The 22,337-nt window shown below is 71.2% G+C and carries 21 protein-coding genes, 1 tRNA gene and 1 pseudogene; 13 read left to right on the forward strand and 10 right to left on the reverse strand.

Features of this window, described 5'->3' with window-relative positions; all coding sequences use genetic code 11:
* Window positions 1-13 precede the first annotated feature (13 nt).
* The 3 genes from ACFXAM_RS28185 to ACFXAM_RS28195 all read right to left on the reverse strand — a co-directional run bounded on the left by ACFXAM_RS28185 (window position 14) and on the right by ACFXAM_RS28195 (window position 1,257).
* A tRNA-Lys gene (locus ACFXAM_RS28185) sits at window positions 14-87 on the reverse strand.
* Window positions 88-176: 89 nt separating this feature from the next.
* A complete protein-coding gene (locus ACFXAM_RS28190) occupies window positions 177-767 on the reverse strand; it encodes a bifunctional DNA primase/polymerase (protein ID WP_380295386.1) in 591 nt (196 codons plus the stop codon).
* Window positions 768-849: 82 nt separating this feature from the next.
* Entirely contained in the window at window positions 850-1,257 is a 408-nt protein-coding gene (locus tag ACFXAM_RS28195) for a hypothetical protein (RefSeq protein ID WP_380295353.1), read from the reverse strand.
* A gap of 406 nt (window positions 1,258-1,663) precedes the next feature.
* On the opposite strand from ACFXAM_RS28195, the gene ACFXAM_RS28200 reads away from it, so the two are divergent.
* The 6 genes from ACFXAM_RS28200 (at window position 1,664) to ACFXAM_RS28225 (ending at window position 8,556) form a co-directional block, all read left to right on the forward strand.
* Entirely contained in the window at window positions 1,664-3,376 is a 1,713-nt protein-coding gene (locus ACFXAM_RS28200) for a recombinase family protein (protein WP_380295387.1), read from the forward strand.
* 967 nt (window positions 3,377-4,343) lie between these two features.
* Window positions 4,344-4,613 (forward strand): helix-turn-helix domain-containing protein, encoded by a 270-nt coding sequence (locus ACFXAM_RS28205; RefSeq protein ID WP_380295355.1) that lies wholly within the window; start codon window positions 4,344-4,346, stop codon window positions 4,611-4,613.
* On the forward strand, window positions 4,597-4,992 hold the full coding sequence (locus tag ACFXAM_RS28210) for a hypothetical protein (RefSeq protein ID WP_380295357.1): 396 nt from the start codon (window positions 4,597-4,599) through the stop codon (window positions 4,990-4,992). Before ACFXAM_RS28205 ends, ACFXAM_RS28210 begins: the two co-directional genes overlap by 17 nt.
* A 15-nt stretch (window positions 4,993-5,007) precedes the next feature.
* The gene (locus ACFXAM_RS28215; RefSeq protein ID WP_380295358.1) at window positions 5,008-5,916 is read left to right on the forward strand and encodes a hypothetical protein; all 909 of its coding nucleotides are present in this window, start codon (window positions 5,008-5,010) and stop codon (window positions 5,914-5,916) included.
* Window positions 5,917-6,412: 496 nt separating this feature from the next.
* Window positions 6,413-7,132, forward strand: a complete 720-nt coding sequence (locus ACFXAM_RS28220; protein ID WP_380295360.1) for a histone-like nucleoid-structuring protein Lsr2 — start codon at window positions 6,413-6,415, stop codon at window positions 7,130-7,132.
* Window positions 7,133-7,206: 74 nt separating this feature from the next.
* Entirely contained in the window at window positions 7,207-8,556 is a 1,350-nt protein-coding gene (locus ACFXAM_RS28225; protein WP_380295362.1) for a DUF3987 domain-containing protein, read from the forward strand.
* 78 nt (window positions 8,557-8,634) lie between these two features.
* Here ACFXAM_RS28225 and ACFXAM_RS28230 read toward each other — a convergent pair whose 3' ends face one another.
* Together ACFXAM_RS28230 and ACFXAM_RS28235 are read right to left on the reverse strand one after the other, a co-directional pair.
* A complete protein-coding gene (locus ACFXAM_RS28230; protein ID WP_380295363.1) occupies window positions 8,635-9,054 on the reverse strand; it encodes a low molecular weight phosphatase family protein in 420 nt (139 codons plus the stop codon).
* Window positions 9,047-10,510, reverse strand: coding sequence for an ASCH domain-containing protein (locus ACFXAM_RS28235; protein WP_380295365.1), 1,464 nt, complete (start codon window positions 10,508-10,510; stop codon window positions 9,047-9,049). The genes ACFXAM_RS28230 and ACFXAM_RS28235 overlap by 8 nt, the downstream gene beginning before the upstream one ends.
* 572 nt (window positions 10,511-11,082) lie before the next feature.
* On the opposite strand from ACFXAM_RS28235, the gene ACFXAM_RS28240 reads away from it, so the two are divergent.
* From ACFXAM_RS28240 to ACFXAM_RS28250, 3 genes are read left to right on the forward strand one after another with little or no spacing between them, the layout of a single operon-like run.
* Window positions 11,083-11,361: a hypothetical protein gene (locus ACFXAM_RS28240; RefSeq protein WP_380295366.1), complete on the forward strand. Its 279-nt coding sequence runs from the start codon at window positions 11,083-11,085 to the stop codon at window positions 11,359-11,361.
* Entirely contained in the window at window positions 11,330-11,830 is a 501-nt protein-coding gene (locus ACFXAM_RS28245; RefSeq protein WP_380295367.1) for a DUF6879 family protein, read from the forward strand. Before ACFXAM_RS28240 ends, ACFXAM_RS28245 begins: the two co-directional genes overlap by 32 nt.
* 4 nt (window positions 11,831-11,834) lie before the next feature.
* A complete protein-coding gene (locus ACFXAM_RS28250) occupies window positions 11,835-12,686 on the forward strand; it encodes a helix-turn-helix domain-containing protein (RefSeq protein WP_380295369.1) in 852 nt (283 codons plus the stop codon).
* Window positions 12,687-12,755: 69 nt separating this feature from the next.
* On the opposite strand, the gene ACFXAM_RS28255 is transcribed toward ACFXAM_RS28250, so the two are convergent.
* Genes ACFXAM_RS28255 through ACFXAM_RS28265 form a run of 3 tightly spaced genes read right to left on the reverse strand, consistent with a single transcriptional unit; the run spans window position 12,756 to window position 17,010 of the window.
* The gene (locus ACFXAM_RS28255; protein ID WP_380295371.1) at window positions 12,756-14,120 is read right to left on the reverse strand and encodes an AAA family ATPase; all 1,365 of its coding nucleotides are present in this window, start codon (window positions 14,118-14,120) and stop codon (window positions 12,756-12,758) included.
* 8 nt (window positions 14,121-14,128) lie between these two features.
* Window positions 14,129-15,766 (reverse strand): hypothetical protein, encoded by a 1,638-nt coding sequence (locus ACFXAM_RS28260; RefSeq protein ID WP_380295372.1) that lies wholly within the window; start codon window positions 15,764-15,766, stop codon window positions 14,129-14,131.
* The gene (locus ACFXAM_RS28265; protein WP_380295374.1) at window positions 15,763-17,010 is read right to left on the reverse strand and encodes a hypothetical protein; all 1,248 of its coding nucleotides are present in this window, start codon (window positions 17,008-17,010) and stop codon (window positions 15,763-15,765) included. The genes ACFXAM_RS28260 and ACFXAM_RS28265 overlap by 4 nt, the downstream gene beginning before the upstream one ends.
* Window positions 17,011-17,217: 207 nt before the next feature.
* On the opposite strand from ACFXAM_RS28265, the gene ACFXAM_RS28270 reads away from it, so the two are divergent.
* Window positions 17,218-17,868 (forward strand): histidine phosphatase family protein, encoded by a 651-nt coding sequence (locus ACFXAM_RS28270; RefSeq protein WP_380295376.1) that lies wholly within the window; start codon window positions 17,218-17,220, stop codon window positions 17,866-17,868.
* Between the two features lie 24 nt (window positions 17,869-17,892).
* Here the strand turns inward: ACFXAM_RS28270 and ACFXAM_RS28275 are convergent, their stop codons facing one another.
* Window positions 17,893-19,497: a tetratricopeptide repeat protein gene (locus tag ACFXAM_RS28275; RefSeq protein WP_380295378.1), complete on the reverse strand. Its 1,605-nt coding sequence runs from the start codon at window positions 19,495-19,497 to the stop codon at window positions 17,893-17,895.
* Between the two features lie 383 nt (window positions 19,498-19,880).
* On the opposite strand from ACFXAM_RS28275, the gene ACFXAM_RS28280 reads away from it, so the two are divergent.
* The 3 genes from ACFXAM_RS28280 (at window position 19,881) to ACFXAM_RS28290 (ending at window position 21,928) form a co-directional block, all read left to right on the forward strand.
* Complete coding sequence (locus ACFXAM_RS28280; RefSeq protein WP_380295380.1) at window positions 19,881-20,375, forward strand: hypothetical protein; 495 nt, start codon at window positions 19,881-19,883, stop codon at window positions 20,373-20,375.
* 101 nt (window positions 20,376-20,476) lie between these two features.
* Window positions 20,477-21,409 (forward strand): spermidine synthase, encoded by a 933-nt coding sequence (locus tag ACFXAM_RS28285; RefSeq protein ID WP_380295382.1) that lies wholly within the window; start codon window positions 20,477-20,479, stop codon window positions 21,407-21,409.
* 54 nt (window positions 21,410-21,463) lie between these two features.
* Entirely contained in the window at window positions 21,464-21,928 is a 465-nt protein-coding gene (locus ACFXAM_RS28290; protein ID WP_380295384.1) for a GNAT family N-acetyltransferase, read from the forward strand.
* A gap of 80 nt (window positions 21,929-22,008) precedes the next feature.
* On the opposite strand, the pseudogene ACFXAM_RS28295 reads toward ACFXAM_RS28290, so the two are convergent.
* Window positions 22,009-22,337, reverse strand: a pseudogene (locus ACFXAM_RS28295) (hypothetical protein); the annotation flags it as partial.

Raw genomic sequence — 22,337 nt, forward strand, 5'->3', positions numbered from 1 at the left:
TTCCGGCTGTCTGTGCGCCGCCAGGGACTCGAACCCCGGACCCGCTGATTAAGAGTCAGCTGCTCTAACCAACTGAGCTAGCGGCGCCTGCTGACAGGGAAGACTCTAGCAGCGGGGCCGGGTCCGGCCAAAATCGAATACCCGCACCTCCCGGGCCTGGTACCGGCCGGGGGCGCTCAGGGCGCGGAGACCGGCTCGCGGGCCGCCCGGACGCAGGCCCAGAGGACCACGGAGGCCCCCGGCAGCCACGGCTCCCGGCTCTCCGGGGCGACGATCCACCGCCCCCGGCCGTGCTCCGCCGCCTGCGGCCCGCCGTCCGCCGTCCGCTGCACCGGCGGCACGGTCACCGTGTCGCCCTTGCCGTGGCACAGCAGCGGGGGCACGTCCCGGGCCCACTCCTCCCAGGCCAGCAGCCGGCGCAGCCGGGGCGCCGCCCCCGGCTGCACGAACAGCAGGGTGCGCCCCCGGACGACCGCCACCGGCCCGCAGCCGGGCCCGGAGGCCCACAGCTCGTCCAGGACTCGGCGGCCGAACAGCGCCGGCATGCTGATCACGTCGAAGGCCCGGCCGCAGGGCAGCACCGAGGGCGCCCACGGGCGGGACTCCCACAGGGCGCGCATGCTGCGCGGGTACTCGCTGGCGGAGGCGAGCCAGGCCTCCCCGGCCACGGTCACGTACTCCACCGATTGATAGGTCCAGATGTCCACGGACAGCAGGGTGGGGTGTCCGGAGCGTGTCCGGGAGGGAAAGCGCGGTTCGCCGGACAGCGGGGCGGGCGGGGGCGTACCCTTCCGCGTCCTCCGGCATATGCCAGGGGCGACGGAGCCGGGTGGGGGACCGCCGGCCGGCTCAGTCCTCGTGCCGCCGGGGGCTGAGCAGGGTGCGGCCGTACTCGATCATCTTGGCCGCGTAGTCCGGCGTCCAGTCGGCCCGGTCGGCGATCTCGGCCTCGGACAGCGCGTCGAACCGGCGCGGGTCCGCCAGCTGCGCGGCCGCGACCGCCTGGAAGTCGGTGGCCCGCTCGGCGGCCGCCCGGAAGGCCAGCGTCAGCTCGGTGGAGCGGCGCAGCAGCTCGGCCGGGTCGTCGATCGACTCCAGGTCGAAGAAACGCTCCGGCTCCGGTTCGCCGGCCGGCGGCTCGAACAGCAGCTGCACCGGGCGCTGCCGCCGGCCGGACGCCGTACCGGCGCCCGTGCCGGGACCGGCCGGCGCGGCGGGGCCGCTCGGGTCGGACGCCTGCGCATGGGAGTCGGGCATGGACGGACACCTCCGGGTGCTCGATGGGGGGCGGGCGACGGCCGGTTCGGATCGGGCGCCGCCCGGTCGTGGCCGTCGTCCATTGTCTCGCGGCGGCGGCCGGTAACGGAACGGTGCGCGTCCGGGCGCTATTCCCACCCGGCGCGCCGGGAGCGCGCGTCCGCCGGTGCGGCCTTCCGCACGCCCCCGCGGCCCGGTGCGCGCCCGCGTCCGCCGCGAGCTGCCGCGCCCGCCCGTGCCGTCCGCCCGCCCGTGCCTTCCGTGCGGCCCGCGCCTTCGCCTTCCGTGCCGTCCGCGCCGGCAGGCCGCCCCCGGTCGTCAGAGCCGGTCCAGCCGCACCCGGTGCCCGGACAGGTGGTGCAGCACCCGGTGGTTGGCCTCCCAGCCCTCGGAAAACAGCTTGACCATGGTGATAGCGTCGAGGGCCGGAGACCAGGGAGAGAACCACATGCCACACCAGCCGCACCCGGGCACGCGGGTCCTGAGGATGCGCCGCATCAGCCGGGACTCCGAGGACAGCTCTGCCCTGGTCCGCCAGGCAGAAGCCCAGAGCGCTGCTATGACGGCAGGTAAGTACGTCTCCGCCGGAGAAGTAGAGGACTCGTTCGTCTCGGGCGCCATCAGCCCGGAGGACCGACCCAACCTCGGGAAGTGGACGCGCGAACCGCTCTGGTACGAGTGGGACGCCATCATGGTGACCTCGCTCGACCGCATCACCCGCAATCAGACCCACTGGGAGCTGTTCGCGGACAAGTGCTACCAGGGCGGGAAGGACATCATTTGCTTGGATGACCCCTCGCTGGACATCAGGCCTGGCAACGGCCGGATGATCGCCTACATCAAGGCCACCCAGGCTCAGGAGTACAGGGAAGCCATCGTGCACAAGCGCCGGGACCAGACTCAGTACTACCGTGACGAATCCCTGTGGGGCGGCGGGACATGGCCGTTCGGCTACCGCGCGGTCCTGGCGGAGCACAACGGCCGCCAGCGCTTCAAGCTCATCATCGATCCCGTCACCGGTCCTCTCATCCGGGAGGCCTACGAGCGGATCGTGGGGGAGGGCTGGACCATGGGGCGACTGTGCAGCGATTGGAACAGCCGCGGGGTCCTGACCTCCCAGGACCACCAGCGGAGCGTGAACGCCGCTGAGGGCAAGGCCGGCGTGAAGTACGAGATCAAGGGGTCGAAGTGGCTCACCTCGACCTTGAGCAAGCTCCTGAAGAAGCCAGTCCTCAAGGGGATTGCGATGCACAAGGGCGAGCCGCTGCTGAGGGATGGCATCCCGGTCCGGTGGGCGGATCCGATCCTGACCGATGAGGAGTTCGACCAGTTGCAGGCGACGGTCACGGAGCTGGGCAAGTTCCGGGCGGGGATCAAGTCGAATGCTTCCCCGGCGGCAGGCGTCTTCTTCTGCCCCTGCGGCAAGAAGATGTACGAGAACAGCTCGAACACCACGCTGGCCAGCGGTGAGCCGAAGAGGCACGAGTACTTCCGCTGCTCCTCGTGGTCCAACGGGACGCCTTGCCCGTTCTCGGTCTCGTGGCCGCAGGACCTCCTCTACAGCGTTGCGGAGCACGGCTTCCTGACCACAGTTGGCGGGGAAGAAATAACAGAGCGGATATACGTGCCGGGAAAGGACAACCGGAGGCAGATCAAGGAACTGGAGGGTGCTATTGAAAACCTCTCCAACTCCATCGCCCTGGCTGCTTCGCCGGTCGTCATCGAGACCGTCACCAAGACCATGGAGCGCCACGCGGCTACCCTCGAAACCCTCAGGGCCGTACCTTTCGTCCCCGGCCGGTGGGAGGTGCGCGGGACCGGACAGACCTACGCTGCCAAGTGGGCTCGAATGGATGGCTGGAAGGAACGCGGGCCCTTCCTCCGACAGGCCGGATTCAGGATCTTCGTGTGGGGTCACCCGAAAAAGAAGGATCAGGGTGCTGCCGTGTACGTTATCCCGCCCAAGGACATCGCGCAGATGGCAAACACGGGCGACGGGCCGACGATCGAGCCAACTGACCAGCGGAGTTGGGATCTGGCAGCCCTGAAGATCTTCCGCGAGATTCTTGATTTGGAGATCAAGGCCGCAGGGGACGCACCTGAGAGCAACACCGACTGACAGTAGGCCGCGCGCGATCCCATAACTTCATAGCACTCAGCCCCCGAGGCAACTCGGGGGCTTTTCATTTCCCAGAATAATTGTTTAGGGGATAGATGAGTTATCACTTTGCCAAGCTCTACCGGCCCAAGCACCGAAACCCGACCGTGGGTGATCCGCGGCTTCAGCTCCATCTCCGGCTCTTCCTGCTCGCCATGGACCGCATGCAACGGGGCGGGCACGCCCCTCTGGGCTCTGGAGAGCTGCAGCTGATCCTTACCCGGGAGGATGGCCGGCCTTACACCGCAGGCCGGTACTCGCAGGCCTTGACGGCCCTCAAGAGCGCTGGGCTGCTCGCCCCGTCTGCCTCGGCTCGATGTCTGCTGGTGCCCAACACGGTGGCCAGCATGGACGCGCCGTCGCGGCGGAAGCGGGAGGAGTGTGCAACACACGGCCACAACATGCCGTGGGACGGCGACGCCAAGGACTGGCTTCACTCGACGCCAGAGCAAGCCCAACGGGCCGAGAGCGAGGCTGACAACATCGCCCGGGGCGGTTCGGCGTTCAGCCTCGCCAACTGGGCTCGGGGCCTCCGAGAGAATCCGCGGTTTAACGAAACTGACTCCTCGGCCGCTCAACCGCAACGGTAAATCCCACGGTCCTTCTTAATAGAGGTTCCTGCTGCCTGGGCCGAGCGATCGAGGCCCAGGAACTTCTAGTAGCTACTCCAGTAGGGCCGCCTTCAAGGGGCGGCCTTCTAGAGTCTTATGTGACTTAGGTCTCTCTTCTGGCCCCACGGTCCGGAAGTGGGGCCGTTGGACACATACATCATTAGTAGAAGTGAATGTTTCTCACTTGAGTCTTACCGACTGGCCTTGGCGTTAGGGCATGGCGCCCAGGCCGCCGGTTCTGGCCCTGGTCTCCACTTGGAGGCCGGGGCCTTTTTCATTTCCCTCTCTATTGCTCGATCGCTTGTTGAAGGAGAGCCATGTATGACCCAGTGAAGGGTAAGGCGCGGCGCGAAAGCCTGGGTATCTCGGTCAAGGCCCTGGCCGAGCGTCTGGGTGTCAGTGCTCAGGCCGTCTATCAGTGGGAGCGCGGGGAGCGTAAGCCAAGCCTTCCAATGTTCGTTGTCATCGCTCACCACCTTTGCATTCCTACCGCCTCCCTGATGGAGCAGGCCAAGGACAGTGCAACCCGTCAGGCAATCCAGCTCGCCAACATCTACCAGGGAGGAAGTCATGACGGAAATTCCTGACAACAACACCGAAGAGTCAAACTCCGAGATTTCGGAGCCTATGCCGGCCGAGCCGGAAGCTACCCCAGTTCAGGCGGACCCGAACGAGGCTATTCGAGCCGAGATCCATCAGGAGTACTCGACCCGTCTCGTTCATGCGGAACTGAGGATTCAGGCTGCTCTGGGTGGTTTCCAGTTTCCTGACGGCTTTCTCAACCTGCTTGATTCTTCGAAGCTTCTGGGCGAGGACGGCGAGCCATCCGCTGACGCCATCAGCCTGGCGCTGAAGCCATTCGATGAGCTGCGCAAGCCGGAATGGCCGCAGCTACAGGGTGCCGGTTTTCACCGAGGATCGCCCTACAACAGTGCACCAATTTCCCTTGATGCCCGAAACCGATAACACCTAGGAGGCCATATGGCCCAGGCATACCAGAACCCATCCACCCATTCCTTTGTTCCTGAGGTCTGGGATTCAACGCTTCTCACTCAGTACGATCCGCTGCTCGTTTGGGCTTCCAAGCTTGTGGCGAATCGGAAGTACGAAGGCGACATCCGCAGCAAGGGCGATGTCGTCAGCATTAACAGCCTTGCGACGCCGACCGTGGGCGATTACAAGCTTCCGGACGGGATGACCGCTCAGCGGCCCGAGACCGTAGAGCAGAAGCTCACCATCACCGAAGCGAAGTACCTTCAGCTTCTCGTTGAAGACATTGAGCGAGTGCAGGCCGCGGGGGCCATGGAGTCCCCGATCAACCAGCAGATGATTCGGGCCCTGGCGCGGGAGGCAGATGCCTTCATGGGCCGCGTGATCGCCGCTGGCGCCACGGCCATTCCCAACATCAAGCCCGGGGCCGGAAGTATTCCTCAGGCGCTCTACAGCGGCGTGCTGGACATGATGCTCGCCCTGGATGGCAACGACATCCCAGGCGGCCGATACGTGGTCATCTCACCGAAGGTAAAGCGCTACCTGGTCGAGCATCCAGCCGTTGCGAATGCCGGTGCGTACGGTGAGGCCGGGGTAACGGCTAACGGCGTTGTGGCCCGCCTGGCGGGCTTCACGATCCTCTCCACCACGGCCATGCCGGCCGGAGTTGATATTGTGGCCGGACACTCCGATTTCAGTACCTATGCATCGCAGTTCACCGGTTTCCGTTCGGGCCCCAGTGAGCGTTACCGTGCCGATTACGTGGATAACCTCCACCTGTACGGCGGAAAGATCGTGCGATACCCGGGCCTGGACACGACCAAGAGTGATCACACGTTCGATGAGACGAAGCCGACTAAGGGCATCGTCAAGACTGCCGTCGAGTGGCCTACTTCCTGATCCATTCCCCCTCTCGGGCCCCCGCCTTCTCGGCGGGGGCCCGCTTTTTTGCTTTGAAACCCGGGACAGTATGTGTCGATCAACAGCATCTCGGACATGGGCCACTGCTTTGAGGTGCAGATCACTTCCCATAGGTGGTTATTTGCAACTATTTCGGACCTCAATAAGGCCCGATCCGCCCCATAGTTGGCGAGCCGGGCCTATTTTGGGCTGAGAAGCGGCCTGCCGGCCGAACATTTGAAACCCGTACAGGATGGAAGGAAGGCACCCCCGGTGGGTCCTGACTCCAAATTACCAAGCATTACCCCCAGTTACATTTACCATCTAGTTATCTAGAAGAAATGCATCCGTGATGGCTGGAGAGGGCTTCTCCGGGGTTTCGAGTGAGAAGATGAAGGTGTTCGCCGGTCGGGCCGGTGGGCGCGGATGGCGGCCGTAAGAAGCAAGGCTCCGGCTGAACCACTGGAACTCACTCCACTAAGGAACGAACAAACCCATGCGTACGACTGTCTTGGTGCCCGTTGAGCGTGTTTTCTGTGACGCCCACATTGCCCGTGACGGCAGCGAGGAAGAGGCCACGGAGTCTCTGACCATTGCTGGTCACGCATGGGATCTCTGTTTGGAACACGGGGTTGTCTTCACCCGGTATCTGATGGATGCGCTTGGTGTGCCTGGTCAGCCTGAGGCTGTGCCGGTTGCTGCTGAGCCGTCGGCGCCGGTGGCCGAGTACGACCAGGACGACACCGAAGAGGACGTGACCGAGGCTGAGCCGGAGGTTCGCCCCACGGTGCTGGTGTCCGGGGAGATCCCTGGCTACGAGTGGTCGGATGCCCGGGACGCTGTCCGCAACCTTGGCTATGAGGTAGTCGGCAGGGCCGATGCCAACACCGTACTGATCATCTGTGGTGAGGGTGCGGAGCGGGCAACTAAGAAGCTGCAGGACGCAGTTGAGTTCGGCATCTCCTGCTTCGACGCCACGCAGCCGGGAGCCTTCCGGGACGCCGTGTGCGCCGGGAAGTTCAAGGGCGGAGACCCACTCCCCGAACCGGTTCGCAAGGACGCTCAGGCCGTCCGGTCGGAACGGTCGACGGCCAAGACCGAAGCACAGGCCATACGCGACTGGGCCAAGGCTCAGGGCTACACGGTGAACGCCAAGGGCCCCATCCCCGCATCGGTCCGCCACGCCTACCGGGTGGCAGCCAAGCAAGCGGCCTGACCGAGCAGCACGTACCTGGGGTGGTCGGGGTCGGCCCGGCCACCCGATCCCAACCAGTCTCAGGAGAAGAGAAGTTGAGCACCATCACCCTGTACGGGCCCATCGGCCGGGCCGTTGAGAGGGTCAGCCCGTACGTCGAGTGCGATGCGGTCGGCATCTACGTGGCGGCCTTGAGCATGTGGAGTGCTGCCATCGGTCAGACGGTGAAGGTGTCCAGCCGGGGCAACGCCCGTCCGGCCCTCGTGTGGTCCGCGCTGGTCGGTGGGACGGGCAAGGGGAAGGGCACGGCTCTTCGGGCCGCGCAGCACGTCATGAAGCCTGCCCTTGGCCGCTTCCTGGAGACGCACACCACCAGCGGCATCACGTCCGGCGCAAGCTTGGTGAACTACCTCGCCGAGCAGGTGGAAGCCACGGAGGAGACAGAGGCCGGCCGCGACGTCCGGGCCCTGGTACTCGAAGAGGAGTGGTCGGAGGTGCTGCGCCGCGTGCGGCGGGATGCGAGCTTCACTGCCAAGCTCCGAAGCGCCTGGGACGGGGCCCCGATCCGGAACACCACGAAGGCCGAGGCTCAGTCCGTGGATGATCCGGCGGTCGTCTTCCATGCGCACATCACCCCCTCCGACTGGTCCAAGTACATCGGAGCGACCGAAGCGGCCGGAGGGTCCTACAACAGGATCATGCCCTTCGCCCTGGGGTCCGTGCCGATGCTGGACGACGACGGCGCCACGCTGCCCGAGGTAGACGGCTGGGACATCACCCAGGCCTACTACTGGGCGGCCGGTGACCGGCACGCGATCACCCTTGGAGAGGACGCCCGGCCCCTGTGGAAGGTCATCCGTAGGTATGCCCGGATCATCTCTGAGAGCCTTCCCGAGGCACAGGCCGTTTACGTCGAGCGCACTGCCGAACAAACGATCCGGGTAGCGGCCTGCCTGGCTGCCTCGGAGCGGTCGGAGGTGATCGACCACGCCTGTCTGTCCGCCGCGTTCTCGCTGGTTCGTTACAGCGTCCGGTGTGCGGTGAGCATCACGGGTGGTGCGGCCGGGACGGTCAAGCCTGCCCGCCGGGTGCCGACCCTGGCGGAGAAGGTCCGGGCCCGCATCGAGATGCACGGGGGCAAGGCGAAGTCGTCCGAGCTGCTGCCGTACGTGGGCGCCTCTGCCAATGAGGTCAAGGCCCTGCCCGGGGTGACGGTCACTCTCGACCGCTCCGGCCTTGGCCGCCCAGCCACGGTCTACACCCTGGCTGAGGATGTGGCCGGTCACGCTCCGCTCAGCCGGCCGCGAACCCAGCGTGACGAACGCCCGGCCACGGTCGTCCGCATGGACACCTACCGCCCGGCCAAGACCACGCCCCCGGCTCCCGTGCCCGCTCCCCGGCCTGAGCCGGTCGTGACCGGGAACCCGTTCCTGGCGCTGCTCTGAACGCTCGAAGCAAAGCAACCGCCCCGGCCGAGAAGGCCGGGGCGGTTCTTTCGTTTGCTCAGATGCTCGGGACGGCGGTTAGACCGCGTAGAACAGGGCCGTGGCTTCCTGGATCTCCAGGACGGCAGCGGCGAAGTCCTCGGGACCGCCGCCCCACGGGTCGGTGATGCCCGAACCGAGGATTCTCACCGGTCGGTCCGGGCCGACGATGGCTTCGACCGCGAGCGCCGTTTCGTCGTCGACCGCGACCACGTCGTCAGCCCACCTGAGCAGCCCCTCGTCCAGGAACCGGCCCCGGTGGCCGGTCAGGTCGTAGCCGAAGGCGGAAGCAGCTTCGATCATCAGCGGGTGTGCGGGCTTGCCCACGTGCCAGTCGCGGGTGCCCGCCGAGCGCACGTCCAGCGCGCCCCCGGACCGCTCCGCGATGATCAGGGCGGCGATCGGGGAACGGCAGTGGTTCCCCTTGCAGACCACCAGGACCCGCCTGCGCCTACTCACCGGGGTTCACTCGCTCGATCTCGAACGTGATCACGCCGAGGGCTTCCTTCTCGGGCGGGAAGATCGCGTGGATCGCCCGCAACTGTTCGGCCTCGGTCGCGTGCGGGTTGACCGCCTTCACGTCCTCGGTGCCGAACATCTCCTTGAAGGTCCTGTAGGTGCCGATGCGGGTCACCTTGGTCAGGCACTCCTCGCCACGACAGGTGAAGTTGAGCAGGTCCCCGACCCTGATTCGCTTCATGGAGGCGTAGGCGACCCGGACTTCGACGGTCTTGGAGCCGTCGGCGATCAGGTCGAAGTACTGCTTGTAGATCTGGATGTTGCGGGGACGGCCATGCGCCTGGGATTGGTTCCTGGCAGGCTGGCGGGTGGTCATCAGGGCTTCCAATGCGGTCGTGGTGTAGGACCGGAAGAAGTGCCTCGGGCTGCTGAGCATCAGCTCACCGGCGCCGGTGAGCGCTTCGACGTAGTCCGCTTGTGTGCCGGGCCAGGCGGCCGGGTCGAGCAGCCACTCCGCGGTGCTGCCTCCCGTCGCGTCTCCGGCGTCGGCAGAGGCGCGCAGGAGGCTCTTGGAGAGCTTCCCGCCGTCGTTGCCGAGGATCTGAGGGGTGAAGACGCGCAGCGGCACCGGAGCGGCCGGCGCCCCGATCGCGACGTGGGCGCCGTCCACCAGCTGGCAGCCGAACGCCCAGTCGCCGCCCTTCACCATCACGTGCAACGTGCCGTCGTGGGGGCGGTAGGACCGTTCCTTGACCACGTTCCGGTACAGGGTGGAGAGGTCCAGGTACCCGCCGCCGAGCGGCGTGATGTCCGCCTCGTAGCGGCCGTGCTCGTGGCACATCGCTTCGAACAGCGCCCCCGAATCGTCCAGCTCCAACAGCCGCGTGTGGTCGGCGTACTTCTGAGCCCACCCGCACGCCGGACACGGCAGTCGGATGTGAGCGGTGCCGTTGGCCGGAGCCAACCAAAACCGGATCTGATCCAGGAACTCCAGCGTTCGCAGGAACTCGGCCCGGAACTCCGGGCTCGCCTGCTGCTCGGTGTAGCTGCTGACCCTGTACTCCACGCCTGTGCGGCTGGTCATCGCGTCCAGGAGAGGGGCGTAGTACTCGGTCACCAGGGCACGGATGCCGTGGTCTCCGAGCTGGTGGTGGTAGGTGAGCTGGTACATCCGGCCGCCATCGGTGATGGTCTCCGCCGGGGCGTTGTCCAGCGCTACGAAGTCCACGGCCGTATCGACCCCGAACTCATCGCGGGCCCGCTCGGCGACCAGGAACGACAGGCTCTGCACCAGGTGCGTGCCGATGTGCGGACGCCCGTTGAGCTGCGTCCCCACGGTGAACTCGATCCGTTCCGTCCCGGCCTCCCGGAATCGGGGACGGAGCACGTCCAGAGCATCGTCAACGGCGTTGGCCAGCACGGTGTTCGGCGACCTGAGAAGGTCGATGGTGTTCAAGTAGTGCCTCCGCTCTGCTCATGAACCGGCTGCGGCCGGCTCAGTGCTGGTGTCGGTGGCGCATGCGCTCGGCATGCAGGGCCCGGAACCGCTCCACAGCGGCGCTCACGGGGTCCGGCGCTTCCGGGGTGTTGGGCGGCTCGGCGGACGTCGAGGACTCGCCCGCCTCGGACGGCGGGGGAAGGGCGATCGCGTCATTCACCGGAGCCCCCAGTGCGACACCGGGGACACCCGCACCCCGGCGGCAGCGGGTACCGCACGGGTCGGGACTCCGACTGTGCCACCCGGTACTCGTTCAAGATCGCGGCCATCTTCTGCGGACTGGCCCGCTCCCTGCTCCGGTGCGAACCGGCGGACCTCACGGCAGCGGACATACCTGGCTCCCTCTCCTTCACCGATGCGTAGGGGCGTGGGGTAGACCGTACGAACCTCGGCCAGCGGCACTCAACGAAGTTGCTCATAGTTGCTGGAACCCGTCTGCGTGCGCTTTGGTGCCGTCGAACGCTTGACCTTGGGGTGCTCGTAGGGCGAAGGTCGGAGATGACATGCGGCCGGATCACGGGGGGAGCAACATGCGGCAACACAGCAGCGACGGCGACGACTTGACCGCTACGTTCTTCTGCACGGACCCCAACTCTCAGGGCGGCGTCGAGTGCGAGACGTTCTATGAGACCGACCGCGGCTCATGGATCGTGCAACTCAAGAAGCGCGGGCCGAAGGTTCGGGATCAGCTCGTCGCCCTTGCCGACGACGAGACGTTCGGGGAGATGTCCGGGCGGACCATGGATGTGTTCGTTCGGAAGTACGTCAGGGAGCGTTATGGAATTGATCTCGGCGGCACGCCGAATTGAGCTGCTGTTCGGTGAGCCTGCCCAAGAGGTCCGGAAGCTTGAGCTACGGGACTTCTATGAGGTGGACCGCCCGTTGTTCGAGGCATGGCGCTCAGGCGACCGTGAGACGGTCGAGGAGACGATGCGCGGGCATCGTGCGTTCCTGACCGGGAAGGCCGCTGCCGGCTTTCCTTACCGGCGTGTGCGGGTCGTCTCCGAACCCCTCTCGGACTACCAGCGGATGGCGGTCGAACTGGCCGACCCCACGGAGCGTCTTCGGTGGCTTCCCCGCCGTCTCGTGTCGGCGCTGCCCTTGCCGGGGAACGACTGCCTGATCCGGGATGACCTGGTGGTCTTCAACCTCATCGGGGGAGACAACCAACAGACCGACATCCAGCTCTCAACCGATGCGGACGTGGTCCGGTTCTGCAACGAGGCGTTCGAGCAGGCATGGTCGCTCGGCGTCCCCAATGGTGAGTACAAGCCGTAGCGACATGTCTGACCAGGAACCATCCGAGTCCGCAAGGCGCGCTTTCGGGACTCAGCTCAAAGAACTCCGTCGGGATGCCCATCTCTCGGGTGTCGAGCTCGCGCAGCGCTGTGGCTGGCACAAGACCAAGGTGTCGAAGATCGAGCACGGGACGCAGATCCCGACCGAGGAAGACATCCGACGATGGGCAACGGCCTGTGCCGTCGAGGGGCAGACTCCCGAACTCATCGCGATGAGTCGTGAGATCGAGCAGATGTGGACCGACTACAAGCGGTGGCACCGACCGGGGATGAAGCGTCTCCAGTTCCAAGCCATGGACCTGTACGCGAAGACCAAGCTGCTCCGGGTGTATGAGTCGCTGTTCGTCCCCGGCTTCCTACAGACGGTCGAGTACGCCAAGGCGCAGTTCACCATCCATGCCAAGCTGCACGGCCTGCCGTTGGATGACGTGGAGGAAGCGGCACAGAACCGCATGGTCCGGAAGCGGTTCCTCGGCACCGGGGCGCCGATATTCTCGTTCCTCCTGGAAGCCTCAGCGCTAACTAACAATACGGGCGGTGCTGAGGTGATGAACGGGCAACTTGATCACCTCCTGGAGGTGTCCAGGCTCCCGTACGTTTCCATCGGGATCATCCCGCAAGGCCAGGCACGATCGCTCTACCCCGGTGAGGGCTTCTACCTGTTCGATGAGAGCTTGCTCAAGCAAGAGTTCTGGTCGGGGGCGTTCCAGACGGCCAGGCCCGAGAACATCTCGTACTTCGTCCGCGTGTTCGCCGCTCTGCGGGACCAAGCCGTGTTCGGTACTGCGGCCCGAAGCGAGATCGAAGCGGCCCGTGGCCGTCTTCAAGGGACCTGAGGAGCGGTGATCAGCTGACGGCGCCCCGGCATGTGGATGCCGGGGCGCCGGTGCTGCTGGCAGCCCTGATCAGTGCAGTCTGACGCGGTGCTGCATCCAGTGCTCCAGTGTGGTAAAACTTGCCTCCCAGCCGTCGGGGAACGCCACCGGGACGTTCAACTGCACCGGCTCGGTGGCCGGATGCTCGTCCAGCAGGTCCGCGATCCCGGCCCGGGCCACCACGATGCAGGCGTGGCGGTGCCGGGAGGCCAGCACGCAGAGCCGGCCGGTCTCCAGGTGGAACGCGGTCGCGTCCGGCCGCCCCGACAGCGGGTGCAGCACCACCGTGACGTCGTACTCGCGCCCCTGCAGCCGGTTCGCGGTGTCCACGGTCACCGCCGGTCCGGCCGCCGGGTCCACCGGCACCCCCGCCCTGGCCAGCGCCGCCCGCACGGCCGCCGCCTGGTCCCGGTGCGCCGTGCCGACCGCGACCCGGTCCGCCGTGAGCGGGGCCGAACCCTGCTCGGAGTGCGCCGTCAGCCCGCGGTCCAGCAGCCGGCGCACGGTCGCCGCGACGGCCGCCACCGCCTGCGGGTCGGTGCGCACGGTGTGCCGGGCCGGCAGCTCCAGCAGCGCCCAGCCGTGCTCGGCGGCGCGGTCGATCGCCGCGTCCACCGCCGAGCCGTCCGGGGGCACCGAGGCGGTCAGCGAGCGGTCGCCGGGGCCGGTGCCCGAGCGGAACGGCGTGAACGGGTAGAACGCCCCGGAGATCAGCGGCGCCGCACTGGCCGGCAGCCGCCAGGACACCGGCAGCCGGTGCGGTTCGATCTGCGGGTTGTGCGCGAGCAGGGTGACCACCGCGCTGCTCGACGGGTCGTACGACAGGCCCGCCCACTGCTCGGTGCCGACCACCGTGAACGGGTCCAGCTGGCCCGGGTCGCCGACGAACAGCGCCCGCTCGAACAGCCGCGCCACCGCCAGCAGCGCGTCCGACCGCATCTGGTACGCCTCGTCGACGATCGCGTGCCGCCACGGCTGCTCGGCCCGCACCCACTGCCACTTCGCCGAGGTGGAGATCACCACGTCCAGCTCGGCCAGCTCGGCGACCTTGTCCGAGGGCGTGACGTTGGCGTGCCGCAGCACCTCCGGCCCCGGGCGCGCGTCGGCCGCGTGCAGCCGGCCGATCGTCAGGTCCGGTGCCTTGACGGCCAGCCGGTCGACCAGGTCGTCCACCTGGCCGTTGGTCTGGGCGACGATCATCAGCCGCTCGCCGGCCGCGACCAGCTCCCGGGCGGCGCGCACCACCAGGGTCGACTTCCCGGCGCCGGGCGGCGAGTCCACCACCACGCCGCGCGGGGCTCCGGCGGCCGGGCGGACGGTCGCCTCCAGGATCCGCGCCACCGCGGCGTCGGCGGCCGCGCCCGGGGTCTGGCCGGCGGCCTGCTCGGTGCTCATCGGGCGGATCACTCCCAGTCCTCGGCGGCGCCGGTCACGACCGGCACCACGGTGACGGCGGCGCCGGGCGGGCCGCCGTGCGTCCACGGCGTGTCGTCCGGCTCGGGCAGCGGCGCGGCCTGCCGGACCGTCAGTTCGAACAGGGTGAAGGTCACCCGCTCGCCCGGCTCGGGCAGGCTGCCCGGCTCGGGTTCCCGCTTGCGCCCCATCCCGGACAGCAGCCGCACGGTGATGGTGCCCTCCTGCGGGTCGGCCGCCGCGATCACGGCCTTCTGCGCCGGCCCGGCCGCCGCCTCCGGCCCCGCCGGCTCGCGGACCCGGTGCACCTCGCGGCCCGGGTCGGCGTGCGGACGGTCGTCGGTGCGCACGATCACCAGCGGGCGCGGCTTGGGGGAGCGGCCGGTGGTGTCGTAGTCCGGCACCACCTCGGTCACCACCCCGCTGAACGCCTCCCCGGCCAGCCGGTGCCCGGCCATCGCCAGCGGGTCGTCCAGCGCCTCCTGGACGTCCAGCCGGGCCTGCTCGCGCTCGCGCTGGGCGAGCTTGCGGGCCGCCGTCACGGCGTCGTCGATCCGCGGCTGCGGGGGCTCCCCGGCCGCCAGCCGGTCCCGGTGACCGGTGTACGACCAGCGGTCGCCGGTCCAGCGCTCGGGCAGGTGGCGGGCCGGCGGCAGGGCGCGCAGCAGGTCCAGGCCGTGCCAGACGTCGTGCCAGGTCGGCAGCAGTTCCTCGTGCAGGACGGCGCGCAGCTGCTCGACGGCGACCCGCACGGCCTCCCGGGCCGCCGCGGCGTCCGCGCCGCCCGCCGCACCCGCGGCGTCGGCCCCGCGCAGCGCCGCCGCGGCCGCGTCGTAGCGGGCGATCGCCGGGGCGAGGACCTTGGCGTCGAACACCGGGTCGGTGGTCGGACCGGCCGGCGGGTGGAGCAGCCGGCCCGTCCCGCCGCGCCCGGTCTCGGCCCGCTCGGCGGCCTGCGCGCCGCTCAGCCCCTCCGGCGGGGTGTGCCAGGCCAGCCGGGCGGCCAGGTGCTGGTCCTCCAGGTGGCTCTGGCCGGTCGCCCAGTGCCGGGCCAGCAGGCCGGTCACCGGCAGCAGCAGGCTGGTGCCCGGCACCATCGCCCGCTCGGCGAGGTGGGTCAGCCAGCGGCCGAGCAGCGGCACCCGGGCGGGGGCCGGGAACGGGCCCGGGTCCTCGTCCTCGGCGGTGCGGCGGAACCGGGTCGAACGGCCGAGCAGCGCCAGGTACCGCACGCCCCCGCTGTTCGGGACGATCAGCTGCGGCGCGTCCGCGCACAGCTCCCGGACGACCGGCGTCCTCTCCCCGCTCTCCGGATCCTTCTCGGAGCCCTCGATCAGCTCGACCTCGTCGCCGAAGGACTCCAGGTAGGGCAGCAGATCGGCGGCCAGGTCGGCCAGGAACTCCGAGCGCAGCGTCCGGTTGAGCGGCTGCGGCACGATGTGCAGCGCCGGCGCGTCGCGGTCGGTGCCCAGCAGCACGGCCAGCGGCGCGCCGTCCTCGCCGGCCGAGGTCAGCGGGACGAGCACCATCGGGCGCTCGGAGAGGTGCCGGTGGCGGACGGTCGCCAGCGGCTCGGCCCGGCCGCTGCGCACGGCCTCCAGCCGGGCCAGGGTGGACAGCAGGCTCACCGCTCGGCCCCCGCCCCGGCGGGCGCGGGGCGCCCGAGCGCCTCGGCGCGCAGCGCGGCGGCGTACGCCAGCCGGGCGGCGGCCTCGTCCGCCCCGTCGCCGTCCTCGCCGGCGCCCGCCCGGGCGGACCCGGCCGGGCCGGTGCCGGCGACGGCCAGCGCCTCGGTCACCGTGCGGATGCTGCCCAGCTCGCCCCGCACCCCCCGGCCGAGCTGCTCGACCCGGTCCCCGCAGCGCGCCTGGGCGCGGCAGTGGAAGCCGAGTTCGCAGGTGGAGAGGCAGTCCGGGCTGTACGCGGCGGGCACCGTGCCGACCGTCTTCTCCAGCTCCTCGGCCGACCGGACCGGCACGCCGTCGGCGCCGGGGGAGAGGTCGAGGTCCGCCCCCGGCGGCAGCACCGCCAGCAGCCGCTCGATGCCGGTCATCCGGCTCAGCTGCCGGCGGGTGGTGGCCAGCTCGCGGCGCACGTCCACCGGCACGGCGGTCGGCCGGCTGCCGAAGTCCTCCGGGCAGACCAGCAGCACGCTGGTGCGCGGACTGCCGGGCAGCCGCTGCTCGGCGTACGGATCCGGGTCCACCGGCCGCCCGGCCAGCGCGGCGGCGGCCTCCTGGAGGGCCAGCACGTAGACGGCGGCCTGCCGGGCGGCGGCGCCCACCTTGCCCGGGTCGGCGGTGCCGTCCAGCACCGGGAAGGACTTGATCTCCACGACCGTGCAGCGGCCGCCGTGCACCACGACGGCGTCCGGCTCCAGGTAGGCGGTGGAGCCCGCCACGTCCAGCCGCAGCATCGGGTGGTCGAGCAGCGTCCAGGCGTGCTCGTCGGCGGCCGCCTGCGCCAGCGCGGCCGCCGTGCGGTCGGCCCGGACCGCCGGGCCGGAGGAGCGCAGCAGGTCCGGCACGAGCAGCGGGCCGCCGTCCTCGGACAGGCCGAGCCGGCCGCGCAGCGGCTCCAGCAGTGCCGCGTAGCCGTTCTCCTTCAGTCGGGCCTCGAACACCACGCCGCGCGCCAGCGCGAACGGCGACCGGCCGAAGGGGGCGGGGCGGCCGAGCCGGGCGGCCAGCGCCGCCTTGTCCACCCCGGCGGCGTCCAGCACGGCGCGGCGGTGGCACCCCGGATTGGCGGCCAGGGCGGCGAGGGCACGGGCGTTCAGACTGCGCTGCGGCGCCGGTCCGCGCAGCTCGGCGAGCCGCTGGGCGAGCGGCTCCGCCGGCCCGCGGAGCGGGGCGTTCGTCGAGACGTTCATGGTGCGGCCCAGTGTCGCATCCGGCTCCGACAATCCGCCCCGGACGGGGGCGTTGGCGGCGAATGCGCAGGTGCCGGACCCGCCGGCGGACGGAGCCCGGGATCGTGGGCGCTCCGCCGGTGGGGGATCATGGAGACCGGTGCCCGCCGGCGAGGCCGACCGCTGCCGCCGCCCCGACGGCACCGCCCGAGCACGAGGAGCCTACCCATGCCCGCCCGCATCCTGCTGGTCCGCCACGGCGAGACCGACTGGTCGGCCACCGGCCGCCACACCGGCCGCACCGACATCCCGCTGACCGAGGAGGGCCGGGCGATGGCCCGCGCGCTCGGCACCCGCCTCGCCGGGGCGCCCTGGAACGGCCTGCCCGACGCCCGCGTCCTGACCAGCCCGCTCGGCCGCGCCCGGGAGACCTGCGAGCTGGCCGGCTTCGGCGACCGGGCCGTGGAGCGCCCCGAACTCCTGGAGTGGGACTACGGCCGCTACGAGGGCCGCACCGGCGCCGACATCCGTGCCACCGACCAGCCCGGCTGGCTGATCTGGCGCGACGGCGTCCCCGGTGGCGAGAAGCTCTCCGAGGTCGCCGCCCGGGTCGACGCGCTGCTCGCCGACCTCAACGCCGAGCACGGCGTGCCGGACCCGGACACCACGGTCATGCACTGCGCCGACTGCGACGTCCTGCTCTTCGCCCACGGCCACCTGCTGCGCATCCTGACCGCCCGCTGGCTCGGCCTGCCGCCCGAGTACGCCCAGCGCTTCAAGCTCGGCACCGCCGCGCTGTGCGTCCTGTCCTGGGAGTACGGCGCCCCGGCGGTCGAACTGTGGAACGACCAGGGCCACCTGGAGACGCTGAGGCACTGACCCGGGCCGGCCGCCCGCGCCGGTTCAGGCGGCCGTCGTCGCCGCGCCGTACTCGGCCAGGAACCGCCCCACCTCCGGCACCCGCCGGTGCTCCCGCAGCCGCTGCGCGGTGTCCGCGAGCATGGAGCGGATCCGGGCCGAGCGGACGTCGCCGAACAGCGCGACGGCGGCCGAGCCGTGCCCGGCCGCACCCGTGAGGTCGCCCCGGCCGAGCCGGTCGTGGGCGAGCTCGGCGGTGTAGAGCACCCGGTTGCGCACGAAGTGCGGCTGCTGGAGCGCCATGGCCAGCCGGGCGTGCTCGCTGGCCCGGTCCCAGTCCCCGAGCGCGGACCAGCACTGGGCCTGCAGCCCGGCGAGTTCGGCGTCGCCGAAGAACGACATCCACTCCGGGTCCGTCGCGCGGGGGCCCTGCTCGAACAGCCCGCGGGCCCGGCCGATCGCCCGCTCGCAGGCACCGCGGTCGCGCAGCAGCGCCCAGCCGCCCGCCTCACGCATCGTCAGCAGCGCGAGCAGCCGCGGCGACGCGAGGTGGCGGGCGGCGGACTGCCCGGCCTGGGCGGCGCGCAGCGCCTCGCGGGGGCGGCCGGCGTCCCGGGCGAGGAAGGCGCTGTTGGAGAAGACGTGCGCCTCCAGCGCGGGATCGCCGGCCATCCGCGCGGTGGCCAGCGCCTCCGCGTAGTACGAGCGGGCGTCCCCGAGCCGGTTCGAGTCGTGCGCCAACCAGCCGACCGAGATGGCCAGTTCGCCGGCCCCGGCCTGGAGCCTGCGCTCGGTGTCGGTGGAGTACTCGCAGGCGTCGAGCAGCAGATAGGCCTCCCGCAGGGAACGGCCGGCCTGTTCGAACAGGGCGTCGCCGCCGTGCGCGTCGTCGGCCAGCCGGATGTCCCGGACGGCCTGCTCCACGCCGAGCACCTCGGCCGCGCCGACCTTGCGGGGCAGCGGCGCGGGGCCGGGACGGCCGGGCACCACGGCGCCGGGCGGCGCCGGGAGGACGGCCGCGCCGTGGGGGGCGGCGGCCTCGGCGGCCCGACCGGGCAGGTCGAGGCCGATCACGGAGGCCAGCGCGGCAGAGCCGCCGGCCAGGAAGGTACGGCGACGCACGTCGTCGTTCTCCTCGTCACGGGGGAGCGGTTCGTCGGACCCCCGGGGCGCCGTCGCGAACCTCGGCACCGGGGCCCCGACCGGTGGGGGTGGTTCCGCGTACGGCGAGGCAGCGTACGGGAGCCGGGTGGCGAGCGGCGAGCGGGGGACGGGCAGCGGCGGGAACGCCGGATGGAAAGGCGGTGGCACCCCGGCGCCCCGCGGACCGCCCCCCGCGCCGTCCGCGCCCCCGCCGCCGTCCGCCGGACGGCGGCGCAGCGCGGTGCGGGGGACGAAGCCGAGGTCGGTGAGCGAGCGGTCCGGCCACATGTGCCGGAACACCCGCTCGTAGGCGTAGTTGGGACAGCGGATCTCGCCCGACTCGACCCGCCCGACGTACCGGGCGTCGCAGGAGACGTGCTCGCCGATCTCACGGGCCGCCCGGCGCACCGCCGTGGCGAACTCGCCCGGCGAGCGGTCGCCGCGCAGCGCGCGCATCGCGGTGTTGGGTGACGGGCGGTTCGGCTCGGCCGGTGGGGTGGCTGCCATGGTGCGCTCCGTGATGGTGCGGGTGGTGGTGCGGGGTCGGGCGGCGGCGGGGCGGCGGCGGGGCGGCGGGGTCGCCCCACCGCGCGTGGGTCCGGTGGGGCCCGGCGGACGGCCGGGCGCGGCACGACAGTACCGGGAGTCACCGGACGGACACAGCGGGTTCGCCGTCGATGTGCCATCAATCCGGGGCAAACGGGGCAAAGTTCCCGGGATCCGCCATGAAATGCCATGCCTTGCTGTAAGGCGCCCCGTGGCCTGCGGAACGGGCCCGGCGTTGTCCTGGTACACGGAAGCCCCCGCCGCCGTCCCCCCTGCCGCGCCCCTGGCGGCACCCCCACCCGGGCGGAACGGCTTCCGGTCCCGACGAGGTGACAGGAGGGCCCATGCCGGCCACAGGAGTACCGCAGTTCCGCCGCCTGGCCGTCGGCGGGGTGCTCGACGGAGCCGCCCCCGCCCTGCTGCCCGAGTCGGCCGACGACCGCGACCCCGGCCGGTCCCCGTCCGGCGGCGGCCCCGCCCCCCGCCCGCGCGCCGACGCCGTGCTCGTCGCCGCCTTCGACACCGTGACGGTCGCGCTGCGCCACGGCCTGGAGGCGGTCGACATCCTGCGGCTTCGCCGGGCCTGCGGCGCCGTGCTGCAGAGCAGCAACGGCGCCACCGTCTCCTTCCTCGTCCCGGCCGGCACCTCGGCGTCCTGGCACCTGCCCGGCAGCTCCTGTACCGCCGGCGCCCCCCTGCTGCCGCCCACCGACCCGCGCTGGGTGATGCCCCCGGCCGGCGCCGACCGCGCCACCCGGCCCACCGACCCCTGGGTCCTGCGCTCCGCCCTCTGCGAGGCCGCCTGCACCCTCGCCGCCGGCGGCCTCGGCCCGGCCTGATCCCGGCCCGCCCCGGGCCCCGACCCGGCCCCGCCCCTCGCCCCCGCCCTCGCCCTCGCTGAGCTGCGGGGTTCCGCCGCGCGGCGGCGATAATCGGGGGCATGGGACGAAGCAACCGAGCCGGCCGCACCGCGGACCGCAGCCGCACCACCGCCGAGAGCGGCCCGCCCGCCGCCACCGGCCCCGGCGGCCGCACCCACGCCCAGGGCCCGCTCACCCGCGCCGTCGACTCCGGCCTCGCCGAGCTGCGCCCCGACCGTGACCGCCCGCACGCCTGGTCGCTGCTGATCGACGGCGCCCCGCAGTCCCTGGTCGACCTCGCCGACCCCGCCCACCTGGGCTTCGAGTACCAGCGCCGGCTCGGCCACCTGGTCGACCTGGTGGCCCCGCCCGGCCGGCCGCTCACCGTCCTGCACCTCGGCGGCGGCGCCCTCACCCTGGCCCGCTACGTCGCCGCCACCCGCCCCCGCTCGCGCCAGCAGGTCGCCGAGATCGACACCGCGCTCACCGAACTGGTCCGCGCCGAACTCCCGCTGGAGCGCGGCTGGCAGGTCAAGGTGCGCGGCGCGGACGCCCGCGGCGTGCTGGAGCGCACCCCGGAGGGCAGCGTCGACCTGGTGATCGCCGACGTCTTCTCCGGCGCCCGGGTCCCCGCCCACTGCACCACCGTCGAGTTCACGGCGCTGGCCGCCCGGGCGCTCGCCCCCGGCGGCTGGTACGCCGTCAACATCGCCGACGGCTCCGCCCTGCCGTTCGCCCGCTCCCAGGTGGCCACCCTCGGCGCGGTCCTCCCCGAACTCTGCCTGGTCGCCGACCCGGCGGTGCTGCGCGGCAAGCGCTTCGGCAACCTCGTCCTGGCCGCCGCGCACACCCCGCTCCCGCTGGCCGAACTGACCCGCCGGGCGGCCTCCGACGCCTCCCACGGCCGGGTCGAACACGGCCGCGCCCTCGCCGACTTCGCCGCCGGCGCCGTCCCGGCCACCGACGCCACCGCCACCCCGTCCCCGGCCCCGCCCCCGGGGGTCTTCCGCTAGTTTCGGTCCACCGGGTCCGGATCCCGGAGAACCCGACCAGGAGGAGCACCCACCATGCTGATCCGACCGGCCCGGCCGGACGAGGCGGCGGCGCTCAGCGCCCTCGCGCTGCGCTCCAAGGCGCACTGGGGCTACGACGCGGCGTTCATCGAGGCCTGCCGGGCCGAACTCACCCTCCACCCGGAGCGGATCGGGCCCGACCGCACGGCCGTCGCCGAGGACGACGGCCGGGTGCTGGGCTTCGTCACCCTCACCGGCGAGCCGCCGGAGGGCGAACTGGGCATGCTCTTCGTCGAACCGGCCGTCATCGGGCGGGGCATCGGCCGCCGCCTGATGGAGCACCTGCGGACCGAGGCGACCGCCCTCGGCTTCACCCGGATCACCTTCGGGGCGGACCCGAACGCCGAGCCGTTCTACCTGGCCGTGGGCGCGGTCCGCACCGGCATCACCCCCTCCGGCTCCGTCGCCGGCCGCGAACTGCCGCTGCTCACCCTGCACTTGCCCACCCCCGGTCGCTGATCCCCGCCTCCCGGCCCTCGCCTCGTGGCCGACGCCCCGACGCCCCGACGCCCCGCGCGCCGGGTCCGGCCCGGCGCCGCTCAGTGTCCCTTCGGCAGGCCCCGGTGCTTGTACATCGCGGCGCCGGTCAGCAGCAGCCCCACCGTGATCGGGGCGAGGACGGCGGTGGCGGTGCCGGCAGTGTCGTGGGCGACGGTGACGGCGGCCGTCCTGGCCGCGGTCCCGGTGGGCGTCGCCGTCCCGCCGGCGGCCGGGCCACCGGAGGCGGCCGCCGCACGCTCCCGCCCGGCCGTCGGGCCGTCGGGCCGTCCGGCGGGCAGCCCGCTCCCGCCGCCCGCCGGGGCCGGACGCCCGGTCCCGGGCTGCGGGGGCCGGTCCGGCGCGACCGGCGGCGGGGGCGGTGCGGCCG

Source organism: Kitasatospora sp. NPDC059462, assembly GCF_042749955.1.
Taxonomy (GTDB): Bacteria; Actinomycetota; Actinomycetes; order Streptomycetales; family Streptomycetaceae; genus Kitasatospora.

Bases quoted from the DNA above. Each gene is read 5' to 3' on its own strand.
- ACFXAM_RS28195 (WP_380295353.1), bottom strand. From the start codon at position 1,257: ATGCCCGACTCCCATGCGCAGGCGTCCGACCCGAGCGGCCCCGCCGCG.
- ACFXAM_RS28200 (WP_380295387.1), top strand. From the start codon at position 1,664: ATGGTGATAGCGTCGAGGGCCGGAGACCAGGGAGAGAACCACATGCCA.
- ACFXAM_RS28205 (WP_380295355.1), top strand. From the start codon at position 4,344: ATGTATGACCCAGTGAAGGGTAAGGCGCGGCGCGAAAGCCTGGGTATC.
- ACFXAM_RS28210 (WP_380295357.1), top strand. From the start codon at position 4,597: ATGACGGAAATTCCTGACAACAACACCGAAGAGTCAAACTCCGAGATT.
- ACFXAM_RS28215 (WP_380295358.1), top strand. From the start codon at position 5,008: ATGGCCCAGGCATACCAGAACCCATCCACCCATTCCTTTGTTCCTGAG.
- ACFXAM_RS28220 (WP_380295360.1), top strand. From the start codon at position 6,413: ATGCGTACGACTGTCTTGGTGCCCGTTGAGCGTGTTTTCTGTGACGCC.
- ACFXAM_RS28240 (WP_380295366.1), top strand. From the start codon at position 11,083: ATGCGGCAACACAGCAGCGACGGCGACGACTTGACCGCTACGTTCTTC.
- ACFXAM_RS28245 (WP_380295367.1), top strand. From the start codon at position 11,330: ATGGAATTGATCTCGGCGGCACGCCGAATTGAGCTGCTGTTCGGTGAG.
- ACFXAM_RS28250 (WP_380295369.1), top strand. From the start codon at position 11,835: ATGTCTGACCAGGAACCATCCGAGTCCGCAAGGCGCGCTTTCGGGACT.
- ACFXAM_RS28255 (WP_380295371.1), bottom strand. From the start codon at position 14,120: ATGAGCACCGAGCAGGCCGCCGGCCAGACCCCGGGCGCGGCCGCCGAC.
- ACFXAM_RS28265 (WP_380295374.1), bottom strand. From the start codon at position 17,010: ATGAACGTCTCGACGAACGCCCCGCTCCGCGGGCCGGCGGAGCCGCTC.
- ACFXAM_RS28270 (WP_380295376.1), top strand. From the start codon at position 17,218: ATGCCCGCCCGCATCCTGCTGGTCCGCCACGGCGAGACCGACTGGTCG.
- ACFXAM_RS28275 (WP_380295378.1), bottom strand. From the start codon at position 19,497: ATGGCAGCCACCCCACCGGCCGAGCCGAACCGCCCGTCACCCAACACC.
- ACFXAM_RS28280 (WP_380295380.1), top strand. From the start codon at position 19,881: ATGCCGGCCACAGGAGTACCGCAGTTCCGCCGCCTGGCCGTCGGCGGG.
- ACFXAM_RS28285 (WP_380295382.1), top strand. From the start codon at position 20,477: ATGGGACGAAGCAACCGAGCCGGCCGCACCGCGGACCGCAGCCGCACC.
- ACFXAM_RS28290 (WP_380295384.1), top strand. From the start codon at position 21,464: ATGCTGATCCGACCGGCCCGGCCGGACGAGGCGGCGGCGCTCAGCGCC.